Here is a 26,787-nt window from a genome sequence, read left to right as displayed (position 1 = left end):
TCCCGCGGCATCTTAGGACTCTTCGGTCGGCTTCTTCTTCGCCGCAGTCTTCTTCTTCGCCGGCGCCTTCTTTGCCGCCGGTTTCTTCGGCGCCGCCTTTTTCTTGCCCTTGGCCGGCCCCTTGGCGGCGCGCGCGTCGATCAGCGCGATCGCCTCTTCCAGCGTCAGCGTCGCGGGGTCGGACGTTTTCGGCAGCGTCGCATTGGTCGTGCCGTCGGTGACATAGGGACCGAAACGCCCCTCCATCAGCTTCATCTCGCCGCCGCTGGTCGGATGCGGACCAAAGGTGTTGAGCGGTTCGGCCTTGGTGCGCCCGCGCCCGCCGCCCGCCGCGGCTTCGGCGATGCGGACCACCGCGGCATTCATGCCGATGTCGAAGATTTCGGCGGTGCCCGCCAGCTTCGCATATTTGCCGTCATGGAGCAGATAAGGGCCATACCGCCCCAGCCCCGCCATGATCACCTTGCCGCTTTCGGGATGCGTCCCGACCTCGCGCGGCAGGCTGAGCAGCCGCAGCGCATAGTCGAGGTCGAAATCTTCGGCCGGAATATCCTTCGGGATCGACGAGCGTTTCGCCTCCTTGCCGTCTCCGAGCTGGATATAGGGCCCGAACCGCCCGCTGCGCTTGGTGACTTCCAGGCCGGAATCCGGATCATTGCCCATCGCCTCGGGGCCGGTGTCGGCGCCGTCGCTGCCACCGGCCTGCGCGAACTTGCGGGTATATTTGCAGTCGGGATAGTTGCTGCACGCGATGAACGGCCCGAACTTGCCGCCGCGCAGCGCCAGCTTGCCGGTGCCGCAATTGGGGCAAAGCCTGGGATCGGTACCGTCGCCTTTGTCGGGGAAAAGATAGGGGCCGAGGAATATGTCGAGCTCGGCGGTGATCTCCGACGGCTTTTGCTCCATCACCTCGCCGGTCCGCGGCTTGAAATCGCGCCAGAAACGTTCGAGCACCGCCTGCCATTGCGCACGGCCACCCGATACATCGTCGAGCTCTTCCTCGAGCCCGGCGGTGAAATCATACTGCACATAGCGTTCGAAGAAGCGCTCGAGGAACGCCGTGAGCAGTCGCCCGCTCTCCTCGGGAGAGAAGCGGTTTTTTTCGACCGTCACATACTCACGGTCCTTCAGCACCTGGAGAATCGAGGCATAGGTCGACGGGCGCCCGATGCCGAGCTCCTCCATCTTCTTGACCAGGCTCGCTTCCGAATAGCGCGGCGGCGGCTGGGTCTCGTGCTTCTCAAGCTCGACCCCGGTCTTTGCGGGCGCGTCGCCCTTGGCCATCGCGGGGAGCAAGCGCGAGTCGTCATCCTCCGCGTCGTCGCGGCCCTCATCGTAGAGCGCCAGGAAGCCGGGGAATTTGATCACCTGCCCCGTCGCGCGAAGCACCGTGTTGCCGGTGCCGTCGCTGAGATCGATGCTCGTGCGTTCGAGCCGCGCCGACGCCATCTGGCTCGCCATCGCGCGCTTCCAGATCAGCTCGTACAGCCGCGCATGATCACCGCCGCCGGCCTTGTCTTTCGAAAAATCGGTCGGGCGGATCGCCTCATGCGCTTCCTGCGCATTCTTCGCCTTGGTTTGATACTGGCGCGGCTGGTCGGGCACATAGCCGCCGTCGTAGCGCGTCGCGATGGCTTTCCGCGCCGCGCTGATCGCGCTGCCGTCCATCTGGACGCCGTCGGTACGCATGTAGGTGATCGCGCCGTCCTCATACAGGCCCTGCGCGATCCGCATCGTGTGGCTGGCCGAAAAGCCGAGCTTGCGCGCCGCTTCCTGTTGCAGCGTCGAGGTGGTGAACGGCGGCGGCGGGTTGCGCGTCAGCGGCTTGGTCTCGACCTGATCGACGGTGAAATGCCCCGCCTTCACATCGGCCTCGGCGGCGCGCGCATCGGCCTCGGTGCCGATCGTCAGCCGCTCGATCTTGTCGCCGCGCCAGCGCGCCAGCCGCGCCTTGAACGGCGTCCCCGCCATTTCGAACAGCCCGGTGATCGACCAATATTGCTGCGCAACAAAGGCTTCGATCTCGCGCTCGCGTTCCACGATCATGCGCAGCGTAACCGACTGGACGCGCCCTGCCGATTTGGCACCGGGCAGCTTGCGCCACAGCACCGGCGACAGGGTAAAGCCGACCAGATAGTCGAGCGCCCGGCGGGCGCGATAGGCGTCGATCAAATCCTCATCGAGCGCGCGCGGAGCCGCCATCGCGGTCAGCACCGCGTCCTTGGTGATCGCGTTGAATGTCACCCGGTCGACCGTGGCCGGCAGCGCCTTTTTGCTGCGCAGCAATTCCTGCACATGCCAGCTGATCGCCTCGCCCTCGCGATCAGGGTCGGTCGCGAGGATCAGGCGGTCGGCGCCCTTCGCGGCGTCCTGGATTTCCTTCATCCGCTTGGCCTTGTCGGGATACAGCAACCACTGCATCGCAAAGCCGTCGTCGGGATCGACCGACCCGTCCTTGGGCGGCAGATCGCGGACGTGACCATAGCTGGCCAGCACCTTGAAATCGCGTCCCAGATATTTCTCGATCGTCTTTGCCTTGGCGGGCGATTCGACAATAACCAACTGCATGTAAAATCTTTGTCCTAGCTGTGGCTTACGTACGTACGCGCGAGGGTGGCGCCCTCCGCGTCGTCGTCAACCGAAAATTTCCTGCAACTCGCCGGCGGGCGGTTCGAGGAGCGCGAATAGCGCGACCGCCGAAACATAACCGCCGATGACGCCGACGGCCGCAAGCATATTGCCGACGATAATTGTCGCCAGCGGGTAGTCGATGAGGATGGGCAATTCCAGAAGATCGGCGCCAAAGGGCGCAACCGAAATCACGAACATGATCAGACCCACGCCAAGCGCCGCCGGCCAGTGGCTCTCTAGCAGATCCCAACTCCGTCCCATTGCCGCGCGCCGTCCGCCGCCGTGCTGGACCAGAATCGTGGCAGCGAGATACCAACGCGCGAATAGAAACGCGCCGGGCAAGACCAGCAGCAACAGGCCGACCAGCGTGGCGAGGCCGGTCAAGATGCTCTGCAAATAGACATCGAGGATGCTTCCTCCTTGCGCCGGCCGCATAAAGCCAACGGCCCGCAGCGCGCTTCGGGTCAGCCACACCTGAACGAACGTCAGCGCGATGCCGTAGACGATGAGAACCCCGTTCCCGGACTGTATGCCTGCGGAACTCTCCACCGCCAGATCGGCACCAATGCCCAGCACCGCGGCCGCCAGCCAGGCCAGCCCAACGGGCAACTGGATCGTCCGTATGATGTCATAGGTTCGATGGAGTGCCGGACCGGTCAATCCCGCGTCAAGTTTCATATTCGGATCTTCCCCACCGCCCCGTCATGGCGCGAGGATTGCGGGCAGGCCCGGGCCCCGTCAAGGGCGCCGCGGTGGGCGCTCGTCAATTCTGCCCACGGAAATCCGGAGGCAGGACGCATTTGCCGGCGTCATATTGGCCGACGCTGCGGATCACCTCGCGTTCCTCGGGCTCGATCCGGCGGCCGCTGATCTGGCTGTCGATCACGCGGCGCACCAGTGCGTCGAGACGGGTGACGAGGTAGCAGTCGATCGCCGGCGGCGCGTGCGGATTGCCGATGCCGCTGTCGTCGGTCAGGAACAGGTAACGCGACTGGGTCGCCGCCGCCATCGCGCGCATCGCATATTCGGCCTTGTCGGCGACGCCCGACGCCGCGACCGGGGTGATGTGGATGCGCTTGGCGCGCGCCGCTTCGGCGGCAGCCCAGGTTCCCCCGAACTTGTCGTCGTGCGGCGGCGCGTCGGCGACCAGCAGCAGCGACTTTACCGCGTCGGGCCGCCACGCCTGACCCACCGCGCGGATCATCGCCTGGTCCATCGCCTCGGGATAATCGCCGCCGCCCGACGCATATTGCTGCGCGAGCCGCCCCTGCACGCGCCCGACATCGCCGTCGAAGGCAAAGCTGCGCGTGACATAATCGTCGCCGATGTCGCGGTAGAAAACAAAGCCGATCCGGATGTCGAGGTCGCGATGCCTGGCGGTGATCGCCGCGATGATCGAGCGCAGTTCGGACTGAAGGTAGGTGATCTCGTCGCCCATGCTGCCGGTGGTATCGACGACGAGCATCAGATCGAGCTTCGTCACCTTCGTCGCCGCCTGGCTGGCGGTCAGCCCGACAGTCTGGCCGCCCGCCGCGTCGGCGACCAGCACCGGGCGCGCGTCTGCGATCGTGCGGCCAGCCTTTGTCGCCGACACGGTGATCCGCTCGCTCAACCGGTCGAGCCCCGGAAAGAAGACTGCGCTACCGTCGGCCTGCGTCGCCATGGTGATGCTGTTGCCGTCGCTGCAGGTGACGACGACGTCGGCGAAGGGGACCGGCTGGCCGCTCCGGTCGTTCACCTTCACCGTCACGACGCGCATCGTGTCGACGCGCGGCAGGCTGCGCACCTCCTGCCCCACGTCGCTGCGATTGACATAGGCGGCATAGAGTTCGGGGTTGAGCAGATCGTCATGCTCGCCCGCGGTCAGCAGCCCCGATTGCGGCTGCGGCTGTGGGTAGGGCCGCGGCGGCATGATGCGCGCATCGCCCGACGATCCGGGGACCGGCGGGGCGGCAGCCGGCACGGCACCAGCATCGCCCGCCGACATAATTGGAGACGGCGAGTCGGCGGCGCTGCTGGACCGCGCCGAGCCCGTGACCATGATCTCGCTGCCCTCGGGCCCCGTCACATAGGCCGGGGGCGGTGGCGGCGGAGGAGGCGGCGGCGGCGGCGGAGGGGGTGGCGGCGGGGCCATTGGCAGCGGCGCCTCCTCGATCGCCATTTCCCGGTCGCGCTTGCTGCCCTTGGTCTTGGGGCCGGCGTCGGGCGACTGTTGCGCGGCCACTTCGGGCGCGAGCCGCGGCAAGGGATCGGCGGTGCGGCAGAAACCCTGCGGCGGGGTCGACCGGGCGTAAGCAGCCGCCATCGGGATCGGCGCGGGTGCCGAGGCAACCACCGCCAGCATCGTTACGCTCGTGAGATATCGGCTTCGCATCGTGCATCTCCCCACCCATGTGATACAATATCATCAGCCTGTCGCCGCGCCGCTGAACCGTGGCTGAACCGCGATGAATGGAGATCCGCGCGTTACAGCCGCGACACCTTCGCCCCGGCATGGCGCTCGATGCGCCCGGCGAGTTCGAGTTCTAGGAGGATGAACTGTACCGACGCGGGCGGCTGTCCCGATTGGCGGACGATCTCGTCGATCGCCACCGGGGTCGGGCCGAGCAGATCGATGACGGCGCCGCGGCCGTCGGCGCCGATGTCGTTCGCGGCGGACGCGGGCACGGGGGTGAAGGACTGCACCGGCTGGCGCAGCATCCGCGTATCGATCGGCCCCACCGCCTCGAGGACATCTTCGACCGATTGGATCAGCGTCGCACCGTCGCGGATCAGCAGGTTGCACCCCTGCGCGCGCGGGTCGAGCGGCGATCCCGGCACCGCCATCACCTCGCGCCCGTAATCGCCGGCGCGTCGCGCGGTGATCAGCGAGCCCGACCGCGGCGCCGCCTCGATCACCACCGTGCCGTGCGCGGCGCCGGCGATGATGCGGTTGCGCGACGGAAAATTGCGCGCCAGCGGCTCGGTCCCCGGCGGCTGTTCGGCGATCAGCAGCTGGTCGCGGCCGATCCGGTCCTGCAGTTCGGCGTTTTCGGGGGGAAAGGCCGCGTCGATCCCGCTGGCGATCACCGCCGCGGTCGATCCGCCGAGCGCGCCGACATGCGCCGCGGTATCGACCCCGCGCGCCAGCCCGCTGACGACGGTGACCCCCGCGGCGGCCAGGTCGGCGGCGAGCTGCCGCGCGAAGCGGCACGCCGCCGCCGAAGCGTTGCGCGCGCCGACGATCGCAACGCACGGCCGGTGCAGCATCGCGGTGTCGCCGCGCACGATCACGACCGGCGGCGCCCCCTCGACCGCCCGCAGCAACGGCGAATAATCCGCCTCGTCGCTGAAGACATGGCGCGCGCCGATTGCGGCGACACGGTCGACTTCACGCATCGCGATATCAACATGCGCCACCCGCGCTTTTCCCACCCCGCCGCGCAGGACGAGATCGGGCAGCGCGGCGAGCGCCGCCTCGCCCGTACCGAAACGCTGCATCAGCTGGTGCCAGCTCACCGGCCCGACATGCGGGGTGCGGATCAGCTGCAGCCGCGCCAGCCGTTCGGCATCGGTCATGCAGGCTTGTCCGGCTTGCCACCAACGCGCGATTCGGTGCCGGCGCGCAGCCGCGCGATATTCTCGCGGTGCCGCCACAGCACGATCACCGCGAGCCCGGCGAGGCCGACCGCATAGGTCGGGTGACCAAAGGCCAATGCCGCGATCGGCGCCGAAACCGCGCCCGCCATGCCGCCGAGCGACGAGAAACGCAGGAGCAAAACGGTGCCCAGCCACACCACCGCGAAGATCAGGCCGATGGGCCAGGCCAGTGCGAGCGCAAGACCGAGCAGTGTCGCGACGCCCTTGCCGCCGCGAAAGCGCAGCCACACCGGGTAGCAATGCCCGATCATCGCCGCCGCGCCGGCGATCATCGCGCCGTCGTCGCCAAGCTGAGGGACGAAATGGCGCGCCAGCAGCACCGCGACCGCCCCCTTGGCTCCGTCGAGCAGCAGCGTCGCCGCCGCCAGTCCCTTGCGCCCGGTGCGCAGCACGTTGGTCGCGCCGATATTGCCCGACCCGATCTGGCGGAGATCCCCGGCGCCGAAGGCGCGGGTCAGGATCACCCCGAACGGGATCGATCCGAGCAGGTAAGCGGCGGCAATCAGCAAATATGTCGTCATGGCAGTTCCGCTCCGTTCGATGCCAGTGTGGCGATGTTGCGTGCTGCAATCAACGGGTTCGAATGGCAAAGCTGCCGGAATGGATCGATCGGCGGCGTGGATTGAGCGCGACCCTTCCCCCTGCTAGGCGACACAAATGCAATCCCCCGCCGCCGACGCGCCCATTCTGTTCTTCGATTCCGGCCTCGGCGGGCTCACCGTGCTCGGGCCGACGCGGGCGCTGCTGCCCACCGCGCCGATCGTCTATGCCGCCGATTATGCCGGCCTGCCCTATGGCCAGAAGAGCGAGGCCGAACTCGCGGCGCGCGTCCCGGCGCTGCTCGGGCGGCTCGTCGAGCGATACCAGCCGCGCCTCGCGGTCATCGCGTGCAACACCGCCTCGACGATTGCGCTGACGCACGTCCGCGCCGCGCTCGACCTGCCGATCGTCGGCACGGTGCCGGCGATCAAGCCTGCCGCCGAGATGACGAAAAACGGCGTCATCGGCGTGCTGGGCACCGAGGCGACGGTGCGCCAGCCCTATGTCGACGACCTCAGCGCAAAATTCGCGGGCGGCAAGACCGTGCTGCGCCACGGCAGCCCCGGCCTCGTCACCGCGGCCGAAGCAAAATTGCGCGGCGAGGCCGTCGATCCGGCGGTGATCGCGCGCGCCGTCGCCGGGCTGCGCGATCAGCCGGGCGGCGACGCGATCGACGTCATCGTGCTGGCTTGCACGCACTTCCCGCTGCTGCAGGACGAGTTGCAGGCGGCCGCCGGCCCCGCCGTGCGGCTGATCGACGGCGCCGCGGGCATCGCACGCCGCATCGCTCATCTGACCGAGGGCCAGGACTGGCCTGCCACGGCGCAGCCCGGCCTCGCCGTTTTCACGCGCAGCGACGACCGTCCGCCGCCGCCGCTGTCGGCGCTCGCCCCCTATGGCATCGAGCGAATCGAACTGATCTGATTTGCCGATGGGGCTGATGGGGTCGGTGACTTGCGAATCGTTCGCACTGGATTTCACCGCCGTTCGCCGCTATTGGCCCGCGTGTTAATAGCCGTCGACGGGGGACGGCAATCAGGCTGACAAGCGGGGCTGAACCGTGAACTATAACGATATTTTCGCCCGGGCGATCGATCGACTGCACGAAGAAGGCCGATACCGCGTCTTCATCGACATCCTGCGCAACCGCGGGTCCTTCCCCAATGCCCGCTGCTTTGCGGGGCACAACGGGCCGAAGCCGATTACCGTGTGGTGCTCGAACGACTATCTGGCGATGGGCCAGCACCCGAAGGTCGTCGAAGCGATGGAAGAGGCGCTGCACGACGTCGGCGCGGGTTCTGGCGGCACCCGCAACATCGGCGGCAACACCCATTATCACATCGACCTCGAAGCCGAACTCGCCGACCTGCACGGCAAGGACGGCGCTTTGCTCTTCACCTCGGGCTATATCTCGAACGAGGCGACGCTCGGCACGCTCGGCAAATTGCTGCCGAACTGCATCATCTATTCGGACGAACTCAACCACGCGTCGATGATCGCAGGCATCCGCAACTCGGGCTGCGAAAAGCGCGTGTGGCGCCACAACGACCTCGACCATCTTGAGGAACTGCTGGCCGCCGATGATCCCGACGCGGCGAAGCTGATCGCATTCGAAAGCGTCTATTCGATGGACGGCGACGTCGCCCCCATCCACGCGATCTGCGACCTCGCCGAAAAATATAATGCGCTGACCTATTGCGACGAAGTCCATGCCGTCGGCATGTACGGCCCGCGCGGCGGCGGCATCACCGACCGCGACGAGGCTGCCGATCGCGTGACGATCATCGAAGGCACGCTGGGCAAGGCATTCGGCGTGATGGGCGGCTATATCGCCGCCGACAAAAACATCATCGACGTGATCCGCTCTTACGCGCCGGGCTTCATCTTCACGACCAGCCTGTCGCCGGTGCTCGTCGCCGGCGTGCTCGCCAGCGTCCGCCACCTAAAAGCGTCGAGCGTCGAGCGTGAGGCACAGCAGGCTGCTGCCGCCTACCTCAAAGCCTGTTTTCGCGACGCCGGCTTGCCGGTGATGGATTCGACGACGCATATCGTCCCGCTGATGGTCGGCGACCCGGTGCGCGCGAAAAAGATCAGCGACATATTGCTCGCCGAATATGGCGTCTATGTTCAGCCGATCAATTTCCCGACCGTGCCGCGCGGCACCGAACGCCTGCGCTTCACCCCCGGCCCGGCGCATGACGAGGCGATGATGCGCGAACTGACGAGCGCTCTGGTCGAAATCTGGGGCCGGTTGGAGCTGGGGCTGCAGAAAGCCGCGTGAGCGAACCCCGCGGTTTTGACGATGTCGTGCGCGGTCGCCGCTCGATCCGCGGCTTTCTCGACAAGCCCGTTCCCAAGGATCTGATCGCGGAGATCATCGAGGTCGCGATGCGCGCGCCCTCGTCGTTCAACAATCAGTGCTGGAATTTTTCGGTCGTTACCGGCGACGCGCTCGATGCGATCCGCTGCGGCAACACCGAGGGCATTTTGGCCGGCAAGCCCGACAGCCGCGAGTTTCGCCGCTTCGACGGCATCGCACCCGACCATCGCGGTCGCCAGATCGAGGTCGCCAAGCAATTGTTCGGCGCCATGGGAATCGAGCGCGACGATAAGGACGGGCGGCAGGATTGGGTGCTGCGCGGGTTCCGCCAGTTCGACGCGCCGGTCAGCATCGTCGTGACTTATGACCGCGTGCTGCTCGGCAGCGACATCGCGCCCTTCGACTGCGGCGCGGTGACCAATGCGCTGGTCAACGCCGCTTGGTCGCGCGGGCTGGGCTGCGTCATCAACAGCCAGGGCATCATGCAATCGCCGGTGGTGCGCGAACATGCCGAAATTCCCGACGATCAGGTGATCATGATCTGCGTCGCGATGGGCTGGCCCGACGAAGACTTCCCGGCCAACGCGGTGGTGTCGAACCGCAAGAGCGTCGCGGAAGCCGCGCGGTTCGTGGGTTTTCCAGACTGAGGCCATGTCCCGGCAATGCGGCCCGTCCCAGGAGGGAATGGACGGACCGCACCCGTGCCGGGGAAAGGGGACTTAGCCCGGCATCAACACGGTGTCGACGACGTGGATGACGCCGTTCGACTGCATCACATCGGCGATAGTGATCTGGGCCTGACCGCCCTTGGCGTCGGTGACATACCATTTACCGTCGCGGCCCCACACGGTCAGCTTGCCGCCCTGAACCGTCGTCAGGGTCGCCTTGCCGCCATTGGCCTGCGCGGCTGCGGCCAGATCGGCGGCGGTCATCGTGCCGGCGACGACATGATAGGTCAGCACGGTGGTCAGCGTCGCCTTGTTCTCCGGCTTGACCAGCGTGTCGACGGTGCCGGCGGGCAGCTTGTCGAACGCGGCGTTTGTCGGTGCGAAGACGGTGAACGGGCCGGGGCCCATCAGCGTGTCGACCAGCCCTGCGGCCTTGACCGCGGCGACCAGCGTCGTGTGATCCTTCGAATTGATCGCGTTTTCGACGATGTTCTTGGTCGGATACATCGCGGCGCCGCCGACCATCGGGTTGGCGGTCGCGGTGTCGGCGGCCATCGGTTCGCCGTCCATCGAGGCGCAGCCCCCGACAAGCAACAGGACGGCAGCAAGCGACGCGGAGTGCTTGGAAAGTTTCATCATACGATCCTCTGTTTTTGGGGCAGCCCGGAAATGCGGGATGCGCCGCAGCTACGGCGGCGGCCTGCTTCCGGATGCACCGGCGCGTCAGATCGTGATGATTTTTCCGGTGGCGACCGGCGCGCTGCTCGGGGCCGGATGGGGGGTCGGCGACACCGGCTCCATGGTGATCGCCAAGGTCGCCCCTTCGGTCATCAACAGACGGTGCGGCGGCGGCATCGTCATTTCGGCTTCGCCCGCGCGGCCGATCTGGCCGAGCGAGACCGGTGCGCCGCCATCGGGAATGACCCAAAGCTCAGGGGCCAATTCTCCCGCCGCGAAACCATGGATGCGCAGCTGCATCAGCCCATTGCTCTGGTCGTAGCGCGCCAGCACGAGCGGCCCCGCGGCATCGCTTTCGATGCGCGCCACCGCAAGCTGCGGCGCGGCGGGGGCCGGTGCCGGTGCCGGTGCCGGTGCCGGCTGCGCGATGAGCAGCAGCGCCAGCGCCGCGGCGATCGCTCCCGATACGAGCGCTCCCGCACGCCAGCGGCGCAGACGGGTTTCGATCGCGACCACGGTGTCAGCGGGCTTGTCCGCCAGCAGCCGTTCGATACCGCCCCACACCGCCTCGCCGGGCTCGGCATCGTTCCATTCGCCGTGTAGCGGCGCCAGCTTCGCTTCCCAAGCCCCGACGCGCGCCGCGAACGCTGGATCGGCCAGCACCAGCCGCAGCGCGTCGGCGCGGTCCTGCCCCTCGAGCAGGCCGAGCGCCAGTTCGGCGGCGAGCGCGTCGCGCTCCTCTGCGGGCGTCAGATGGTCATCCATCGCCAAGACAATCCTTCAGGCGCAGCAAGCCGCGCCTTATCCAGCTTTTCATCGTTCCCAACGGTACATTTTCGCGCGCCGCGAGGTCGGAATAGGTCGATCCGTCGAAAAAGGCGGCGCGAATGCACGTCCGCGCCCGCTCGTCGAGCTCGCCGAGGCAGCGATGCAGCTGCTCCCCCTCTTCCGCCGCGACCAGCAATTGATCGGCGCGCGGCGCGCCGTCCGGCACCGCGAACGCCGCCTGTTCGGGCAGGGTATCGCGCACGGTGCGCCCGGCGACCGACCGCCGCCAGTCGATCGCGGCGTTGCGCGCGATCGTGCACAGCCAGGTTATCGGGCTCGCCCGCGTGGCATCGAACTGCCCTGCGCGCTCCCACACCTTGATATACACGGTCTGCAAAACATCCTCCGCACTGGCCCTCTCGCCACAGATACGGAGACAGATTCCAAAAAGTTTCGCGGCGGTCAGATCATAGACCGCGCGCAGCGCCACGCGTTCGCCGCGCCCGACCGCCGCCAGCGCCGCTGTCAGCTGCGCGCGTGCCACGTCGGCGTTCGATGGGCTCCGGGTGCCGTCCACGACGTCAGGTCGTAGAGCGACGGCAGGATAATTCAAGCGCCAGACGAAAGGTTTACGGGCGCGCGCCCGACCGCTCGCGATCGCGGGCGGTCAGGCGCGCAACACCAACCGTATCAGTCGCGGCAATATCCCTCGCCATCCTTGACGATCAGGCATTCCTCCTTGCCCGCCAGATATTTGAGGCCGGTTTCGTCGCCGTTGCCGCGGCGCAGGCTCAATTGCTCACCGCCGCGGGTGAACTTGATGCCATGCTCGCTGTCGGTGCCCTCAAAACTTGCTCCGGGATCGGTGCCCCATTGCATGTCCAGATTATATTTGCCTGGCGCGCCGGGGGTGATTGTGACGTACATGCCCTCGACCCCGACCCATTTGCCCGCCCAACTCGCGAAGCGGTGCGGAGCGGTCGCCGGGTCTGTCGCCGCAGCGTCGGCGGCTGCCGTCCCGGCGGGCATGGTTTCGACCGGCACGTCGGTGGTCGCGGTATCGGCGGGTGCCGGCGCTTCGGCCTTTTCGCAGCCGGCCAAAATCACCAGCATCGCGGCGCCCGCCATGATCATGCTCTTTTGCATCATGTTTCTCCTCTGCCTGTCCAACGCACTGCGGCGGGTAAGTTTCCTTCGTCCTATTCCGCCAGTATTTCCGCATAATGTTTCGGGTCGATGTTGCCGCCCGACAGAGTGACGAGCGTCGCGGCGGCGGGCGTCACCTTGCCAGCCAGCACCGCCGCTAAGGCCGCGGCGCCGCCGGGTTCGACGACGAGGTGCAGCCTCTCGAACGCGACGCGCATTGCGTGGCGCACCTCGTCGCGGGTCACCACCACGCCGCGCACGCCGCGCGCTTGCAGCACCGCAAAATTGATCGGCCAGGTCTGCGGCGTCTGCAACGCGTCGCACTCGGTCGGATAGGCGAGATTTTCGACCGACAGGATTTCGCCCGCCACCAGGCTACGCGTCACGTCGTCCCAGCCCTCGGGTTCAACCGCAACGATCTCGGCGTCGGGCAGCGCGAGCGCGAGCCCCGCCGACAGTCCGCCGCCGCCGCAACAGGCGATCACCTTGTCGGGTCCGTCGATCCCGCGAGCGCGCATCTGTGCGCGCGCTTCGATGCCGGCGGTCCCCTGCCCCTCGATGATCCACGGGTCGCCATAGGCGTGCACCAGCATGCCGCCGCGTTCTTCCAGCAGCTTTGCCGCGACGGCGTCGCGCGATTCGCGGACCCGCTCGTACAGCACGACCTCGGCGCCGAGCGCGCGCGTCGCGGCGAGCTTCATCGCCGGGGCGTTGCTGGGCATCACGATCGTTGCCGCAATCCCCAGCCGCTTCGCCGCCCACGCAACACCCTGCGCATGGTTGCCGCTCGACACGCCGACGACCCCCGCCGCCGCCTGTTCGGCGGTCAGGTCGGTCAACCGGTGCCACGCGCCGCGAATCTTGAACGCCCCCACCGGTTGCAGGCATTCGGCCTTGCACCAGATGGTCGTGCCGTCGACGTCGAGCGGCAGCAGCGGCGTCTGCGGCAACAATGCAGCGACTTTCGCCGCGGCGCGTTCGACACCCGGCAGGGTCGGCGCGCGGTCGGGGCTCAGCAGGGGATCGGGGCTTTGCTGTGTCATGGCTTCGTCCTATAGGCCGCGACATACAACACAAGCCGCAGCGGATGCGGACAGGAGATTTTCGATGAGCAAGATTCTGGTGATCGGCGCAGGCGGCGTCGGTTCGGTCGCGGTGCACAAGATGGCGATGAACGCCCACATTTTTCCCGACATCACGCTGGCCAGCCGCCGCAAGTTCAAATGCGACGCGGTCGCCGACTCGGTGAAGGAACGCACCGGGGTGACGATCCGCACCGCCGAGGTCGACGCCGATCATATCGACCAGGTCGCGGTGCTGATCCGCGACATCGGCGCGACCCACGTCGTCAACCTGGCGCTGCCCTATCAGGATCTGACGATCATGGAGGCGTGCCTGTCGACCGGCGCGCATTATATGGACACAGCAAATTACGAACCGCGCGACGAGGCTAAGTTCGAATATCACTGGCAATGGGCGTATCACGACCGGTTCAAGGACGCGGGGCTGATGGCGCTGCTCGGCTCGGGTTTCGATCCCGGCGTGACGAGCGTGTTCACGACCTGGCTTCGCAAGCATCATTTCGACCGCATCGACACGCTCGACATTCTCGACTGCAACGGCGGCGACCATGGCCAGCATTTCGCGACCAACTTCAATCCCGAAATCAACATTCGCGAAGTCACAGCGGTGGCGCGCCACTGGGAGAATGGCGACTGGGTCGAAACCCCGCCGATGTCGGTGAAGCAGCAGTTCGACTTCGAAGCCGTGGGGCCGAAAACGATGTACCTGATGTATCATGAGGAGATCGAGAGCCTGAAAACCCACCTCCCCGAAATCCAGCGCATCCGCTTCTGGATGACCTTCGGCGAGGCGTATATCACCCACCTCAACGTCCTCCAGAATGTCGGCATGACGCGGATCGACCCGGTGATGTACGAAGGCCGCGAGATCGTGCCGCTCCAGTTTCTGAAAGCCGTGCTGCCCGAACCGTCGAGCCTGGGCGAGACGACCAAGGGCAAGACCAACATCGGCGTCATCGCCACCGGTCTGGGTCAGGACGGCAAGGAGAAGACGCTCTACCTCTACAATATCTGCGATCATGAGGACGCCTATGCCGAAACCGGCAACCAGGCGGTGAGCTACACCACCGGCGTCCCCGCGATGATCGGCGCCGCGATGATGGTGACGAACACCTGGAGCGGCGACGGCGTGTTCAACATGGAGCAGATGAATCCCGATCCGTTCATGGAGATGCTGAACCGGCACGGCCTGCCGTGGCAGGTGAAGGAACTGGACGGGCCGCTGGATTTTTGACGCCATGACGAAGGCCCTGCTGGGTTTCGTCGCGACGGGCCTCGCCGCGTTCGCCACCGCAGCCCCTGCCGCCGCGCAGGCCGGCGACGCCTACGCCCCCGCCCGTGCGATCGTCGCCGATATTGGCAAGATCGTGACGCCGAACGGGGTGCAGGAGACGTTCGAGGTGACCCTCGGCGGGGCGCGGCAGGTGGTGACTGTGCGCGGCGCCGACAAGGACAACCCGATCCTGGTGTTCGTCCACGGCGGTCCGGGCGCGGTCGAAATGCCCTTTGCATGGGTCTTCCAGCGGCCATGGGAGGATGTCTTCACGGTCGTCCAGTATGATCAGCGCGGCGCAGGACGCAGCTATCTGCTCAACGATCCGGCAACGCTCGCGCCGACGATGACCGTCGACCGCTATCGCGACGACGCGATCGAACTCATCGAGCTGCTGCAAACACGCTATGCGAAGCGCAAGGTCGTGCTGCTGGGGCACAGCTGGGGCTCGGTCGTGGGGCTGTCGGTCGCGGTGAAGCGCCCCGACCTGCTCCACGCCTATGTCGGCGTCGGTCAGGCGATCGATTTTCGCGATGGCGAAAGGGCGGGCATGGCGTGGACGCGTGCCAAAGCGCTCGCAGCGGGCAATAGCGAAGCCGTCGCCGCGATCGATGCGCTTGTACCCTATCCGGAAGGCGACTTCTCCATCGCCAAGGCCGACGGCTGGCGCAAATACGCCATCCCCTTTGGCTCGCTGATGCACAACAAGCCCGACCTGACCGAATATTTCCGGACACCGCGGCTGTCGCCCGAATATACGCCCGCCGATATCGCGGCATGGGGCAAGGGCAGCGAATTTTCGGTAGCGACGCTCTGGCCGCGCCTTGCCGGGGTCAGTTTCAAGCCGGTGACCAAGATGAAAGTCCCGATCGTCTTCCTGCTCGGCCGCCACGACTATACGGTGCCGTCGGCGGTCGCCGCGGCGTGGTTCGAAAAGGTCGATGGCCCGTCGAAGACGCTCGTCTGGCTCGAACATTCGGCGCATATGCCGATGGTCGAGGAGCCGGGGCATTTCTTCGCTGCGCTGCTTCGCGATGTGCGGCCGCTGACCCAGACGAAAGACCAAAAATGACCGCCTATCTCGCGCCGATCGGCCTGCTCGTCATCTCGAACATCTTTATGACCTTTGCCTGGTACGGGCATCTTGGCGACGTCTCGCGTCCGATGTGGCTGGCGATCCTGCTGGCATGGGGCATCGCCTTTTTCGAATATTGCCTCGCCGTACCGGCCAACCGCATCGGCCACGCCGTCTATTCGACTGCCGAACTCAAGACGATGCAGGAAGTGATCACGCTGATCGTGTTCGCCTTCTTTGCGGTATTCTGGCTCGGCGAGAAGCTGACCGTCAACCATCTCGTCGGCTTCCTCTTGATCGCGGGCGGCGCCTTCTTCATCTTCAAAGGGCCGATTGCGGCCTGACAGGATTGACCCATGGAAACCCGAGCCGGCGACCCCGGAGCCTTTGCCCGTTTCGACCTCACCCGCGTCCCCTCGCCCGCCTTCGTCGTCGATGCGGCAAAGGTCCGCGCGAACCTCGGCGTGCTGCGCCGCATCGGCGACGCGTCGGGCGCGCGCGTGCTGGCCGCGCTAAAGGCCTTTTCAATGTGGTCGCTCGGGCCGACCGTTGGCGATCATCTGGATGGCGTCTGCGCCTCGGGCCTGTACGAAGCCCGGCTGGGCCGCGAGGAATATGGCGGCCTCAACGGCGACAAGGAAGTGGCGACCTATTGCGCCGCCTATAAGGCCGAGGATTTGCCCGAAATCGTCGCGCTTTCGGACCACCTCATCTTCAATTCGCCCGGCCAGATCGCCCGCTTCCGGCCGCTGCTCGATGAATTGCGAGCAAAGGGCGAACAGTTCGACGTCGGCCTGCGGATCAACCCGATGCACAGCGAGGGCGAGGTCGCCAAATACGACCCCGCCGCCCCGTGCAGCCGCCTCGGCTTCCCGGTCACCCAATTGCTCCCCGAACATATGGAGGGCGTCGACGGCATCCATATGCACAGCCTGTGCGAACAGGATTTCCCGCCGCTAGAACGAACGTGGGCGGCGGTCCAGCCGATGCTGCGCCCCTTTTTTAAGCAGCTCAAATGGATCAACTTCGGCGGCGGGCACCACGTTACCCGCGCCGATTATCAGATCGAAGACCTGATCGCTTTCCTGAAACAGGTGCGCGCCGCAACCGATTGCGACGTGATGATCGAACCCGGCGAGGCGATCGCGCTCGACGCCGGCATCCTCGTCGGCGAAATTCTCGACCTGTTCGACAATGGCATGCCCATCGGCATCACCGACGTTTCGGCAACCTGCCACATGCCCGATGTGATCGAGGCGCCCTATCGCCCCGCGATGCTGGGCGAAGGCGACGAGGGGATGCCGGTCCGGCTCGGCGGCCCGTCGTGCCTGGCGGGCGACGTGATCGGCGACTACCGCCTGCCCGGCGGCGCCCGGATCGGCCAGCGCTTCGCCTTCCTCGACCAAGCGCATTATTCGATGGTCAAGACGAACACGTTCAACGGGGTGCCGCTGCCGTCGATCTGGCTGTGGGACAGCGAAACCGATGAACTGACGCTGATTCGCGAATTCGGTTACGCGGATTTCAAGACGCGGCTGAGCTGATCTCCGCCAGCGCGGCGTGGATGTCGCTGACCACCACCGATCCCTCGCCAACCGACGAGGCGACGCGCTTCACCGACCCCTGGCGCACGTCGCCGACGGCATAGATGCGCGGCCAGCTTGTTTCGAACCGGCTCGGCATCCGGTCGAGCGTCCAGCCCGCCTTGACCAGTTCCATCGGCGCGATGTCGCCGCCGGTCTTCACGAACCCGCGCGCGTCGCACACCATCTCCTTCGGCAGCCAGCCGGTGTTCGGGCTCGCCCCCAAGAACAGGAACAGGAAGCGACAGTCGCAATGGCCTTCTTCGCCGGTTTCGCGCGAGCGATAGGTCACCCCGGCCAGCTGATCCTCGCCGTGCAGCGCGACGACGTCGGTCGAAGGGATAATCTCGATGTTCGGATGCTCTTCCAGCCGCTTGACCAGATATTCGGACATCGTCTCGCGCAGGCTGACGCGGCGAAAGATCATATAGACCTTCTTCGCGACGCTCGCGAGATAGATGGCACCCTGCCCCGCCGAATTGCCCGCGCCTACGATCGTCACCTCGGCATTGCCGCACAGCTGCGCCTCCATCGGCGTCGCGCCATAATAGATGCCGCGCCCTTCATAGCTCTCGATCCCCTCGATCGGCAGCCTCTGATACTGGGCACCGCTAGCCACAACCACCGCGCGGCTGCGCAGCTTGCGACCGTCGGCAAGGTGCAGGCAATAGGCGTCGGCGTCGCGGGCGATCGACGCCGCCCGAACCGGCGCAGCGATCCGCGCGCCGAATTTCTGCGCCTGCACCGTCGCACGGCGCGCCAGTTCATTGCCTGAAATCCCGGTCGGGAAGCCAAGGTAATTCTCGATCTTCGACGAGGTGCCCGCTTGCCCGCCCGGCGCGTGGGCGTCGAGGGCGATGACCGTCAGACCTTCCGATGCGGCGTAAACCGCGGCGGCGAGCCCGCCCGGGCCGCTGCCAACGACCAGCACATCGGCGGTCGCTCCATCTGGCAGCAGGTCGAGTCCCAGCGCCGCCGCCAACTGTTCGGGCGTCGGTTGGACCAGCAGATCGGCGGCGCCGAGGATCACAACAGGAAGCTGGTCCTCGGCAATGTCGCGCTCGGCGAGCAGGTGCGCAGGAACCGGCCCGTCAGCAGGATCGAACCAGCGGTGCGCAACGCCATGTTTGGCGAGCAGGTCACGCAGCGCATAGACGCTGCGGTCGAGCGCAGCGCCGATCACGATCGTCACCGCAAAACCGCGCTGGTTGCTGAACTCGCGCCGCGCCGAAAGCACCCGCACGAAAATATCGGAATAATAGGAATTGCCGGCGATCAGCCGCTGAAACGCGCCATGCGCGACGCGCAATATCTCACCATCGGCACCCATTTCGACGCGCGACAGGTGGCGCTGGCCGGTCAGCACCGACAGATCGCCGGCGAACTGCCCGCGCTCCATCCAGCCGACCCGCTTTCGTCCTTCGTCGGTCGATGCAAAGATGTCGGTGTGGCCCGACAGGGTGATGATGCAGTCAGGTGCCATCGCGCCCTCCGCGATGATCAGGTCGCCCGCGCGGTGCGATTCGACCGTGCCATAGGCCAGCAACTCCTCCAGCTCGGCGTCGGAGAAGGTATGATTGACATCGGCGGGAGAGATCATGGCGGGCGCATCCTTGTCGGCGTTGCGGGTCGCAATTGCTTAGCGCACCGCCGCTGCCTTGTCGCGCCTTTGCCCCGCTCGGCGCATATCCGCCCCGGTTCGCCCAACCTGTTGGCGCACTATTACAAAATTGCGCGCAAGGGTCTTTACAGGGGGACCCCCCCTCCATATATGCGCTCTCCGCTGCCCCAGGGGGACTTCCAATAACCGCAAGGCAGCCTTGTCGTTTACCGTTACACTTTTGGGGGTCCCTTGCATTGCACCAGCATCATAGCGCCCACGGGCTGATCCAGGCACTTTCGCCGGTCGAACCCGTTACGCTTGTCCGCCCGCACGCCGCGCGGCGCGCAGCGCGTTTCTTCATCGACCGGTTTCCCGGCACGACCCTCTATGCGGTCAAGGCGAATCCGTCGCCCGACCTGCTGCGCGTGCTGTGGGATTCGGGCGTCACCCATTATGACGTCGCCTCGATCGCCGAGGTCCGGCTGGTCGGGCGCACGCTGCCCGAAGCGACTTTGTGCTTCATGCATCCGGTGAAGGCCGAGGAAGCGATCTCCGACGCCTATTGGAAGCATGGCGTGCGCACCTTCTCGCTCGACACGCTCGACGAGCTGGAAAAGATCGTCCGCGCCACCGAAGGCGCGCAGGACTTGAACCTGCTCGTGCGCCTGCGCGTCTCGTCCGATCATTCGAAGCTCAGCCTCGCCGCAAAGTTCGGCGCGGAGCCCGAAGATGTGGCGGAACTGCTGATGGCCACCCGCCAGGCATCGGATGCGCTCGGCATCTGCTTCCATGTCGGCAGCCAGGCGATGACCCCGCACGCCTATGCCCAGGCCATGGAGCGCGTCCGCGCCGCTATCGTCGCGGCGTCGGTCACGGTCGATATCATCGATGTCGGCGGCGGCTTTCCGTCGTCCTATCCCGGCATGGAGCCGCCGCCGCTCGGCGCCTATTTCGACACCATCCACCGCAGCTTCGAAAGCCTGCCAATCAGCTATTCGGCTGAACTGTGGTGCGAACCCGGCCGCGCGCTGTCGGCCGAATATAGTTCGCTGATCGTCCGCGTCGAAAAGCGTCGCGGCGACGAACTCTATATCAACGACGGCGCCTATGGCGCGCTGTTCGACGCTGCGCATGTCGGCTGGCGCTTCCCCGTGTCGCTGCAACGCGACGCCGAAAGCCACGGCGATCTGGTGCCATTCAGCTTCTATGGCCCTACCTGCGACGATCTCGATTATATGGCAGGCCCTTTCTACCTGCCGGCCGACATTAAAGCGGGCGATTTCATCGAGATCGGGATGCTCGGCGCCTATGGCTGTGCGATGCGGACGAAATTCAACGGCTTCGGCGCCGACGAGACTCATGTCGTCAGCGACGAACCGATGGCCAGCCTGTATACCGGCGAAGTCGAACAGGAACGCCGCAGTGCGACGGTGACCAAGCTGTTCTAAAGCTGCGACGAAGCAAGACTACACGGGGGCCGGCGCTGCCAAGCGACCGGCCCTTTCATTTTTTCCTTCGCGTTATCCCCGAAAACTCCGGGGAATGGTCGCTGTTGACCCCGGCGGCCGGCGCCCCTAGCCTTTGCCGCAATGCACAAAAATCCCGACCTCCCCCCGCCGCCGCCGCTGTCCGAGCTGGCGGCGCTTCACCCGGTCGCGCTGTTTCTCGATTTCGACGGAACGCTCGTCGACATTGCCGAAACGCCGGGCGGTATCGCCGTTCCGGGCGATCTGGCGGCGCGGCTCGATGCGCTCGGGTCGCAGCTCGGTGGGCGGGTGGCGCTGGTCAGCGGCCGAGCGCGCGCCGACATCCACCGCCACCTCGGTACGCTCGCCATCATGACAATCGGGTCGCACGGCGCCGAATTCGGCGCCGCCGCCGCCGCGCCCATTGCGCTGTCGCAGCACGCTATCGACGCGATCGCGGCGCTGGCCGCCAGGTGGCCGGGCCTACTTGTCGAGACCAAACCGCACGGCGTTGCAATTCACTATCGGCAGGAACCCGACGCGGCGTCAGCCGTCTTGACCTGCATGGACGATATTGCTGCACGCGAACGCCTCGCCGTCAGACGGGGCAAGATGGTCGTCGAACTCGGCCCGGAGCAGGCGAACAAGGGACGCGCCGTCGCGCGCCTAATGGCGCAGCCGCGCTATGCCGGCGCGCTCCCCGTCTTCATCGGTGACGATGTGACCGATGAGGATGGTTTCACCCAAGTCGCCGCTGCCGGCGGGCATGGCATATTGGTCGGCCCCCCGCGCACCACCACCGCGCATTTCCGCCTTCGCGATCCTGAAGAGGTGCACCAATGGCTGACCCTTTGAGTTCGCTCGCGCTGTGGCCGATCGGCAATTGCCAGGTCAGCGCCCTGATCGACAACCGGGCGGGGCTGGTGTGGGGCTGTGTACCGCGCGTCGATGGCGATCCGATCTTTTGCGCGCTGATGAACGGGGCGAAACAGGACGAGGGCGTCTGGCGCTTCGCGCTCGCAGGACAGGTGCGGGCGACGCCGCGCTACCGCCGCAACAGCCCGATCCTCGTGACCCGGCTCGAGGCCGAGGATGGCAGCGCCGTCGATGTCATCGACTTTTGCCCGCGCTTCGAACGCTCGGGGCGCATGTATCGCCCGGTCGCCTATGTCCGCATCGTCCGTCCGGTGGCGGGCAACCCCCGGATCAGCATGAACCTGTCGCCAATGCGCGATTTCGGCGCCGAGCGCGCAGCGACGACGCGCGGCACCAACCATATCCGCTATCTGATCGGCACCCAGCCGATCCGCCTCACGACCGACGCACCGGTCGGCTATGTGATGCAGGACCTGACCTTCCGCGTCGAGCAGGACCTGCACTTCTTCCTCGGCCCCGATGAGCCGTTTTCCGGCAATGTCGCGCAAGCGGTGCGCGCGATGGAGGAGGCGACCGAGACCTATTGGCGCAGCTGGGCGCGCGGGCTGGCGACGCCGATGGACTGGCAGGAGGCGGTGATCCGCGCCGCGATCACGCTCAAGCTTTGCCAGCATGAGGAAACCGGCGCGATCGTCGCCGCGCTCACCACCTCGATTCCCGAGGCGCCGAACAGCGAGCGTAACTGGGATTATCGCTACTGCTGGATTCGCGACGCCTATTACACGGTGCAGGCGCTGAACCGCCTCGGCGCGCTCGACGTGCTCGAAAAATATCTAGCCTACCTGCGCAACATCGTCGATCGCGCCGCGGGCGGGCAGATCCAGCCGCTCTATTCGGTGATGGGGGTCGCCGAACTCGACGAAGGCGTCGCCGACCATCTCGCCGGCTATCGCGGCATGGGGCCGGTGCGGATCGGTAACGCCGCCTATCAGCAGATTCAGCACGATGCTTATGGCCAGATCGTGCTGCCGACCGTGCAGGGCTTTTTCGACCAGCGATTGTTCCGCATGGCCGACGAGCGCGATTTCGAAAGCCTCGAAAGCGTCGGCGAGGTCGCGTGGCAGATGCACGACCAGCCCGATGCCGGATTGTGGGAATTTCGCACCCGGCAGCAGGTCCATACCTATTCGGCGGTGATGAGCTGGGCGGCGTGCGACCGGCTCGCCAATGTCGCGGCGCGCATCGGCCGCCCCGAGCGTGAGGCGTTCTGGAACGACCGCGCCGCGACGATCCGCGCGACGATCGAGCGCGAGGCGTGGGACCAGGAGGCGGGCCATTATGGCGCCGCCTTTGGCCACGCGCACCTCGACGCCAGCCTGCTCCAGCTCGTCGAGCTGCGCTATATCCGCGCCGACGACCCGCGCTTCCAGGCGACCTTTGCGGCGATCGAAAAGACGCTACGCCGCGGCGAGCATATGCTGCGGTACGACAGTGAGGATGATTTCGGCCTGCCCGAAACCGCGTTCAATTTCTGTACCTTCTGGCTGATCGAGGCGCTGCACCTGTGCGGACGGTCGGACGAGGCGCGCACGCTGTTCGAAAAAATGCTCGCGCACCGCACCCCCGCCGGGCTGCTGTCCGAGGATCTGGATTTCGAGACGGGCGAACTGTGGGGCAACTACCCGCAGACCTATTCGCTCGTCGGCATCATTCACTGCGCGGGGCTGCTCTCGCGCGGGTGGGACACGGTGCGATGAGCCGGCTGATCGTCGTTTCGAACCGCGTGTCGGTGGCCAAGGGCCGCGGCGCCGCCGGGGCGCAGGGCGGACTGGCAGTGGCGATGAGCGCGGCGCTGCACCGCCGCGGCGGCATCTGGTTCGGCTGGTCGGGCAATGAGACAGAGCATTTCACCGGCCAGCTGACGATGGAGCGCGCCAACGGCTTCACCACCGCGACGATCGACCTCGAACCCCATGATATCGAGGAATATTACAACGGCTATGCCAACCGCACGCTGTGGCCGCTGTTCCATTACCGCATCGACTTGGCCGAATATGAAAATGAGTTCGGGCGGGGGTATGAACGCGTCAACGAACAATTTGCCAAAAGCCTCGTCCCGTTGGTCGAGCCCGACGATATCGTCTGGGTGCAGGATTATCATTTCCTGCCATTGGGCGAGCGGCTGCGCGCGCGCGGGGTGCGCAACCGCATCGGGCTGTTCCTCCACATCCCCTGGCCGCCGACCCGGCTGCTCGTCTCGCTGCCGCATCATGAGCGGCTGGTGCGCGCGATGCTGCACTATGACGTCGTCGGGTTTCAATCACGCGAATGGCTCGAAAGCTTTCTCCATTATTGCCGCAAGGAACTGGGCGCCGAGGTCGACGAAGACAGCGGCCGCGTCCGCTACGACGGCCACGAGGTCATCGCACGCGCCTTTCCGATCGGGATCGACCACGCCGAGTTCATGGCGCTCGGCGAAACTGACATCGCGCAGCGGTCGCAGCAACGCCTCTCCGACAGCGCGCGCCAGCGGACGATCGCCATCGCGGTCGACCGGCTCGACTATAGCAAAGGCCTGCCCGAGCGGATCGACGCGCTCGACCGGTTGTTTGCAAGTCACGAAGACATGGTCAACCAGCTGCTGTTCGTTCAGATCGCGCCGCCATCGCGCGAGGATGTGCTGACCTATCAGCAGATCCGCGCCACGCTGGAGCAGAAGACGGGCCAGTTCAACGGCGCTCATTCGGACGTCGACCTCGTGCCGATCCGCTACGTCAACCGCGGCTTCGGTCGGGCCGAACTGTTCGGCTTCTATCGCGCCGCGAAGGTCGGGCTGGTGACACCCTTGCGCGACGGGATAAACCTGGTCGCCAAGGAATATGTCGCGGCGCAGGACCCAGACGACCCCGGCGTGCTCGTGCTGTCGCGCTTCGCCGGCGCGGCCGAGCAGCTCACCGACGCACTGCTCGTCAACCCGCACGACGGCGGCGAGGTCGCCCGCGCGATCTGGACCGCGATGGCGATGCCGCTCGCCGAACGCAAGTCGCGCTGGGAAAAGCTCTATGCCGTCGTGCGCGACGCCGATGTGCTCGGCTGGGCCGACGATTTTTTGGGCGAGCTGGCGGCGGCGTAGTCAGCGGCACTGCGCCTCCGCTATTTTTTCTTGTCAATGCATCGGTCTAGCCCCGATCCGATTGACGGGGCGCGGCGAAAGTTCCAGACCCGCAGCGGTCAATAACAGGAGGCGGTTCTTCATGCGCAACATGGCACTATTCGGCGCGAGCCTGCTTTTCCTCTCCCCCTGCGCGGCCGCGGCGCAGGAGCCCGAGGCGCCCGCCGAAGCGTCCGCCGCGACCCCCGCGCAGCCGGCGATGTCGGGGGCGGCGGCAGGCAGCGCGCGCACCGGGCCGGAGCGCCGCTTTACCGGCGAAGACCTGTTCGACCTTGCGATCGCCGCCGATCCGCAGATCAGCCCCGACGGGCGGCACATCGCCTATGTCCGCCGTGCAAACGACATCATGTCCGACAAGGCGGTGAGCACGATCTGGCTGATCGATACCCAGACCGGGGCCGAAACCCCCGTCGCCGGCCAGGACGGCTCGGCCTTTTCGCCGCGCTGGTCGCCCGACGGCAAGCGCCTCGCCTATGCGGCGACCGAAGGCGGCAGCCCGCAATTATGGGTGCGCTGGATCGACGGCGGCGAAGCGGTGCGCCTGACGGGCTTGCCGACCAGCCCGTCGAGCCTGGCCTGGTCGCCCGACGGCCGCTCGATCGCCTATACGATGCTCGTCAAGGACGAGGGACCGAAGTTGGGCAAAGCCCCGGCGAACAAGCCCGAAGGGGCCAAATGGGCCGAGCCGCTGGAAACATACGACCTGCTGACCTATCGCGCCGATGGCGAGGGCTATGTCGAACCTGGCTTCGAGAAGATTTTCGTGGTTCCCGCGACCGGCGGGGCGCCGCGCCAGCTGACCTTCGGGCCCTATCACGACACCGGACCGGTCAGCTGGGCGCGCGACGGTCGCACGCTCTATTTCGTTGCCAACCGCAAGCCCGACTGGCAGACCGACCCGGTCGATGGCGAGATTTACGCGCTCGATGTCGCATCGGGCAGCGTGACCCCTCTCACCGACCGCAACGGCCCCGACGCCAATCCGCTGGTGTCGCCGAACGGCCAGCTGATCGCCTATGTCGGTTTCGACGACAATCTGCGCGCGTACGAGAATGCTGGTATCTATGTCATGAACCGCGACGGTTCGGGGCACCGCAACCTGACCCCGTCGTGGGATTTCAGCGCCGACGCGATCCAGTGGGACAGCGACAGCGGCGGCATCTATGCCCAATATGACGACCATGGCGAAACCAGGGTTGCGCGCGTCGGCCTAGATGGGTCGGTGCGCGACGTCGCGACCGGCTTGTCGGGCGGCGGCCTCGACCGTCCCTATACCGGCGGCAGTTTTTCGGTCGCCGACAATGACGCCATCGCCTTCACCGGCGGCACCGCGACGCGGCCTGCCGAGGTGCAATATGCCCGCGGCGGCGACGCACGGATGCTGACCGACCTCAACCGCTCGCTGCGCGCGGTCAAGGCGTTCGGCGAGGTGCGCAAGATCTCCGTCGGGTCGAGCCACGACGGCAAGCCGATCGAGGGCTGGCTGACCCTGCCCCCCGGCTATACCGAAGGGCGCCGGGTGCCGCTGATCCTCGAGATCCATGGCGGCCCGTTTGCCGCCTATGGCCCGCATTTCTCGACCGACAACCAGCTTTATGCCGCCGCGGGCTATGCGGTGCTGTCGGCCAACCCGCGCGGATCGACAAGCTATGGCGCCGCCTTTGCGAACGAGATCGACAAGGCCTATCCGGGCAACGATTATTTCGACCTGATCAGCATCGTCGACCGCGCGATCGAGCTTGGCATCGCCGATCCCGACGCGCTGTTCGTCACCGGCGGATCAGGCGGCGGGGTGCTGACCAGCTGGATCGTCGGCAAGACCAACCGGTTCAAGGCCGCTGCGCCCCAAAAGCCCGTCATCAATTGGACGACGCAAGCGCTGACCGCCGACGGCCCTGCCTTTTTCGGCCCCTATTGGCTGGGCGCGATGCCTTGGGAAAAGCCCGAACTGTTCTGGGCCCGCTCGCCGCTGTCGCTGGTCGGCAATGTCGCGACGCCGACATTGGTCGTCGTCGGCAGCGAGGATTACCGCACCCCGGTGAGCGAGGCCGAGCAATATTATACCGCGCTACGGCTGCGCGGCGTTCCGACCGCGCTGGTCAAGGTGCCGGGCGCCAGCCACGGCGGCATCGCGGCGCGCCCGTCGCAGAGCGCGGCAAAGGCCGCGGCGATCCTCGCCTGGTTCGAAAAATACCGTGGTGGCTGGACGCCGCCGCCCGCATCTCCCGCCAACTGATCAGAGTTGCCTCTTCGGTTTTCTTCTGCAA

At 66.3% G+C, this 26,787-nt stretch carries 23 protein-coding genes; 12 read left to right on the top strand and 11 right to left on the bottom strand.

Features of this window, described 5'->3' with window-relative positions:
* Positions 1–12 precede the first annotated feature (12 nt).
* The 5 genes from topA to plsY all read right to left on the bottom strand — a co-directional run bounded on the left by topA (position 13) and on the right by plsY (position 6,791).
* Complete coding sequence (topA, locus tag HEQ22_RS06670) at positions 13–2,568, bottom strand: type I DNA topoisomerase (RefSeq protein WP_432770409.1); 2,556 nt, start codon at positions 2,566–2,568, stop codon at positions 13–15.
* A gap of 66 nt (positions 2,569–2,634) precedes the next feature.
* Positions 2,635–3,309 carry a hypothetical protein gene (locus HEQ22_RS06665; RefSeq protein WP_432770408.1) on the bottom strand — a complete coding sequence of 225 codons (675 nt, stop codon included), beginning with the start codon at positions 3,307–3,309 and terminating at the stop codon, positions 2,635–2,637.
* A gap of 85 nt (positions 3,310–3,394) precedes the next feature.
* Complete coding sequence (locus tag HEQ22_RS06660; protein ID WP_432770407.1) at positions 3,395–5,005, bottom strand: VWA domain-containing protein; 1,611 nt, start codon at positions 5,003–5,005, stop codon at positions 3,395–3,397.
* A gap of 92 nt (positions 5,006–5,097) precedes the next feature.
* Entirely contained in the window at positions 5,098–6,189 is a 1,092-nt protein-coding gene (dprA, locus tag HEQ22_RS06655; RefSeq protein ID WP_432770406.1) for a DNA-processing protein DprA, read from the bottom strand.
* Positions 6,186–6,791 carry a glycerol-3-phosphate 1-O-acyltransferase PlsY gene (plsY, locus tag HEQ22_RS06650; protein WP_432770405.1) on the bottom strand — a complete coding sequence of 202 codons (606 nt, stop codon included), beginning with the start codon at positions 6,789–6,791 and terminating at the stop codon, positions 6,186–6,188. Before plsY ends, dprA begins: the two co-directional genes overlap by 4 nt.
* A 136-nt stretch (positions 6,792–6,927) precedes the next feature.
* On the opposite strand from plsY, the gene murI reads away from it, so the two are divergent.
* From murI to HEQ22_RS06635, 3 genes are all read left to right on the top strand, one after another.
* A complete protein-coding gene (gene murI / locus HEQ22_RS06645; RefSeq protein WP_432770404.1) occupies positions 6,928–7,734 on the top strand; it encodes a glutamate racemase in 807 nt (268 codons plus the stop codon).
* Between the two features lie 136 nt (positions 7,735–7,870).
* Entirely contained in the window at positions 7,871–9,091 is a 1,221-nt protein-coding gene (hemA, locus tag HEQ22_RS06640; protein WP_432770403.1) for a 5-aminolevulinate synthase, read from the top strand.
* Positions 9,088–9,777, top strand: a complete 690-nt coding sequence (locus tag HEQ22_RS06635) for a nitroreductase (protein WP_432770402.1) — start codon at positions 9,088–9,090, stop codon at positions 9,775–9,777. The genes hemA and HEQ22_RS06635 overlap by 4 nt, the downstream gene beginning before the upstream one ends.
* Positions 9,778–9,849: 72 nt before the next feature.
* Here HEQ22_RS06635 and HEQ22_RS06630 read toward each other — a convergent pair whose 3' ends face one another.
* The 5 genes from HEQ22_RS06630 to HEQ22_RS06610 form a co-directional block, all read right to left on the bottom strand.
* Positions 9,850–10,434 carry a fasciclin domain-containing protein gene (locus HEQ22_RS06630; protein ID WP_432770828.1) on the bottom strand — a complete coding sequence of 195 codons (585 nt, stop codon included), beginning with the start codon at positions 10,432–10,434 and terminating at the stop codon, positions 9,850–9,852.
* An 87-nt stretch (positions 10,435–10,521) separates the two neighbouring features.
* On the bottom strand, positions 10,522–11,241 hold the full coding sequence (locus HEQ22_RS06625; protein WP_432770401.1) for an anti-sigma factor: 720 nt from the start codon (positions 11,239–11,241) through the stop codon (positions 10,522–10,524).
* Complete coding sequence (locus HEQ22_RS06620; RefSeq protein ID WP_432770400.1) at positions 11,234–11,788, bottom strand: sigma-70 family RNA polymerase sigma factor; 555 nt, start codon at positions 11,786–11,788, stop codon at positions 11,234–11,236. The genes HEQ22_RS06625 and HEQ22_RS06620 overlap by 8 nt, the downstream gene beginning before the upstream one ends.
* A gap of 146 nt (positions 11,789–11,934) precedes the next feature.
* A complete protein-coding gene (locus tag HEQ22_RS06615) occupies positions 11,935–12,393 on the bottom strand; it encodes a hypothetical protein (RefSeq protein WP_432770399.1) in 459 nt (152 codons plus the stop codon).
* A 50-nt stretch (positions 12,394–12,443) separates the two neighbouring features.
* Entirely contained in the window at positions 12,444–13,433 is a 990-nt protein-coding gene (locus tag HEQ22_RS06610) for a threonine ammonia-lyase (protein WP_432770398.1), read from the bottom strand.
* Between the two features lie 64 nt (positions 13,434–13,497).
* Between HEQ22_RS06610 and HEQ22_RS06605 the strand changes: the two genes are divergently transcribed.
* The 4 genes from HEQ22_RS06605 to HEQ22_RS06590 are packed head-to-tail and all read left to right on the top strand — an operon-like array spanning position 13,498 to position 17,364.
* A complete protein-coding gene (locus tag HEQ22_RS06605) occupies positions 13,498–14,706 on the top strand; it encodes a saccharopine dehydrogenase family protein (RefSeq protein WP_432770397.1) in 1,209 nt (402 codons plus the stop codon).
* A gap of 4 nt (positions 14,707–14,710) precedes the next feature.
* A complete protein-coding gene (locus HEQ22_RS06600) occupies positions 14,711–15,817 on the top strand; it encodes an alpha/beta fold hydrolase (RefSeq protein ID WP_432770396.1) in 1,107 nt (368 codons plus the stop codon).
* Positions 15,814–16,164 carry a DMT family protein gene (locus HEQ22_RS06595; protein ID WP_432770395.1) on the top strand — a complete coding sequence of 117 codons (351 nt, stop codon included), beginning with the start codon at positions 15,814–15,816 and terminating at the stop codon, positions 16,162–16,164. Before HEQ22_RS06600 ends, HEQ22_RS06595 begins: the two co-directional genes overlap by 4 nt.
* 12 nt (positions 16,165–16,176) lie before the next feature.
* Entirely contained in the window at positions 16,177–17,364 is a 1,188-nt protein-coding gene (locus tag HEQ22_RS06590; RefSeq protein WP_432770394.1) for a carboxynorspermidine decarboxylase, read from the top strand.
* Here HEQ22_RS06590 and HEQ22_RS06585 read toward each other — a convergent pair.
* A complete protein-coding gene (locus tag HEQ22_RS06585; protein ID WP_432770393.1) occupies positions 17,345–19,003 on the bottom strand; it encodes an FAD-dependent oxidoreductase in 1,659 nt (552 codons plus the stop codon). The two genes, HEQ22_RS06590 and HEQ22_RS06585, sit on opposite strands and share 20 nt — an antisense overlap.
* Before the next feature lie 257 nt (positions 19,004–19,260).
* Between HEQ22_RS06585 and HEQ22_RS06580 the strand changes: the two genes are divergently transcribed.
* From HEQ22_RS06580 to HEQ22_RS06560, 5 genes are all read left to right on the top strand, one after another.
* Positions 19,261–20,454, top strand: coding sequence for a type III PLP-dependent enzyme (locus HEQ22_RS06580; RefSeq protein WP_432770392.1), 1,194 nt, complete (start codon positions 19,261–19,263; stop codon positions 20,452–20,454).
* A gap of 141 nt (positions 20,455–20,595) precedes the next feature.
* Positions 20,596–21,327, top strand: a complete 732-nt coding sequence (gene otsB, locus HEQ22_RS06575) for a trehalose-phosphatase (protein ID WP_432770391.1) — start codon at positions 20,596–20,598, stop codon at positions 21,325–21,327.
* On the top strand, positions 21,312–23,105 hold the full coding sequence (locus tag HEQ22_RS06570; protein WP_432770390.1) for a glycoside hydrolase family 15 protein: 1,794 nt from the start codon (positions 21,312–21,314) through the stop codon (positions 23,103–23,105). The genes otsB and HEQ22_RS06570 overlap by 16 nt, the downstream gene beginning before the upstream one ends.
* Positions 23,102–24,481 carry an alpha,alpha-trehalose-phosphate synthase (UDP-forming) gene (locus HEQ22_RS06565; protein WP_432770389.1) on the top strand — a complete coding sequence of 460 codons (1,380 nt, stop codon included), beginning with the start codon at positions 23,102–23,104 and terminating at the stop codon, positions 24,479–24,481. The genes HEQ22_RS06570 and HEQ22_RS06565 overlap by 4 nt, the downstream gene beginning before the upstream one ends.
* Before the next feature lie 121 nt (positions 24,482–24,602).
* Positions 24,603–26,756: a prolyl oligopeptidase family serine peptidase gene (locus tag HEQ22_RS06560; RefSeq protein WP_432770388.1), complete on the top strand. Its 2,154-nt coding sequence runs from the start codon at positions 24,603–24,605 to the stop codon at positions 26,754–26,756.
* Positions 26,757–26,787: the final 31 nt, after the last annotated feature.

The sequence above is a fragment of the Sphingopyxis sp. genome (assembly GCF_050916055.1).
In the GTDB taxonomy this organism is placed as follows: domain Bacteria; phylum Pseudomonadota; class Alphaproteobacteria; order Sphingomonadales; family Sphingomonadaceae; genus Sphingopyxis.
This window is presented reverse-complemented; position numbering and strand designations above follow the sequence as displayed.

Coding starts and splice junctions, on each gene's coding strand:
- topA (WP_432770409.1), bottom strand. CDS start 2,568: ATGCAGTTGGTTATTGTCGAATCGCCCGCCAAGGCAAAGACGATCGAG.
- HEQ22_RS06665 (WP_432770408.1), bottom strand. CDS start 3,309: ATGAAACTTGACGCGGGATTGACCGGTCCGGCACTCCATCGAACCTAT.
- HEQ22_RS06660 (WP_432770407.1), bottom strand. CDS start 5,005: ATGCGAAGCCGATATCTCACGAGCGTAACGATGCTGGCGGTGGTTGCC.
- dprA (WP_432770406.1), bottom strand. CDS start 6,189: ATGACCGATGCCGAACGGCTGGCGCGGCTGCAGCTGATCCGCACCCCG.
- plsY (WP_432770405.1), bottom strand. CDS start 6,791: ATGACGACATATTTGCTGATTGCCGCCGCTTACCTGCTCGGATCGATC.
- murI (WP_432770404.1), top strand. CDS start 6,928: ATGCAATCCCCCGCCGCCGACGCGCCCATTCTGTTCTTCGATTCCGGC.
- HEQ22_RS06630 (WP_432770828.1), bottom strand. CDS start 10,434: ATGAAACTTTCCAAGCACTCCGCGTCGCTTGCTGCCGTCCTGTTGCTT.
- HEQ22_RS06625 (WP_432770401.1), bottom strand. CDS start 11,241: ATGGATGACCATCTGACGCCCGCAGAGGAGCGCGACGCGCTCGCCGCC.
- HEQ22_RS06615 (WP_432770399.1), bottom strand. CDS start 12,393: ATGATGCAAAAGAGCATGATCATGGCGGGCGCCGCGATGCTGGTGATT.
- HEQ22_RS06610 (WP_432770398.1), bottom strand. CDS start 13,433: ATGACACAGCAAAGCCCCGATCCCCTGCTGAGCCCCGACCGCGCGCCG.
- HEQ22_RS06605 (WP_432770397.1), top strand. CDS start 13,498: ATGAGCAAGATTCTGGTGATCGGCGCAGGCGGCGTCGGTTCGGTCGCG.
- HEQ22_RS06600 (WP_432770396.1), top strand. CDS start 14,711: ATGACGAAGGCCCTGCTGGGTTTCGTCGCGACGGGCCTCGCCGCGTTC.
- HEQ22_RS06595 (WP_432770395.1), top strand. CDS start 15,814: ATGACCGCCTATCTCGCGCCGATCGGCCTGCTCGTCATCTCGAACATC.
- HEQ22_RS06590 (WP_432770394.1), top strand. CDS start 16,177: ATGGAAACCCGAGCCGGCGACCCCGGAGCCTTTGCCCGTTTCGACCTC.
- HEQ22_RS06585 (WP_432770393.1), bottom strand. CDS start 19,003: ATGATCTCTCCCGCCGATGTCAATCATACCTTCTCCGACGCCGAGCTG.
- otsB (WP_432770391.1), top strand. CDS start 20,596: ATGCACAAAAATCCCGACCTCCCCCCGCCGCCGCCGCTGTCCGAGCTG.
- HEQ22_RS06570 (WP_432770390.1), top strand. CDS start 21,312: ATGGCTGACCCTTTGAGTTCGCTCGCGCTGTGGCCGATCGGCAATTGC.
- HEQ22_RS06565 (WP_432770389.1), top strand. CDS start 23,102: ATGAGCCGGCTGATCGTCGTTTCGAACCGCGTGTCGGTGGCCAAGGGC.
- HEQ22_RS06560 (WP_432770388.1), top strand. CDS start 24,603: ATGCGCAACATGGCACTATTCGGCGCGAGCCTGCTTTTCCTCTCCCCC.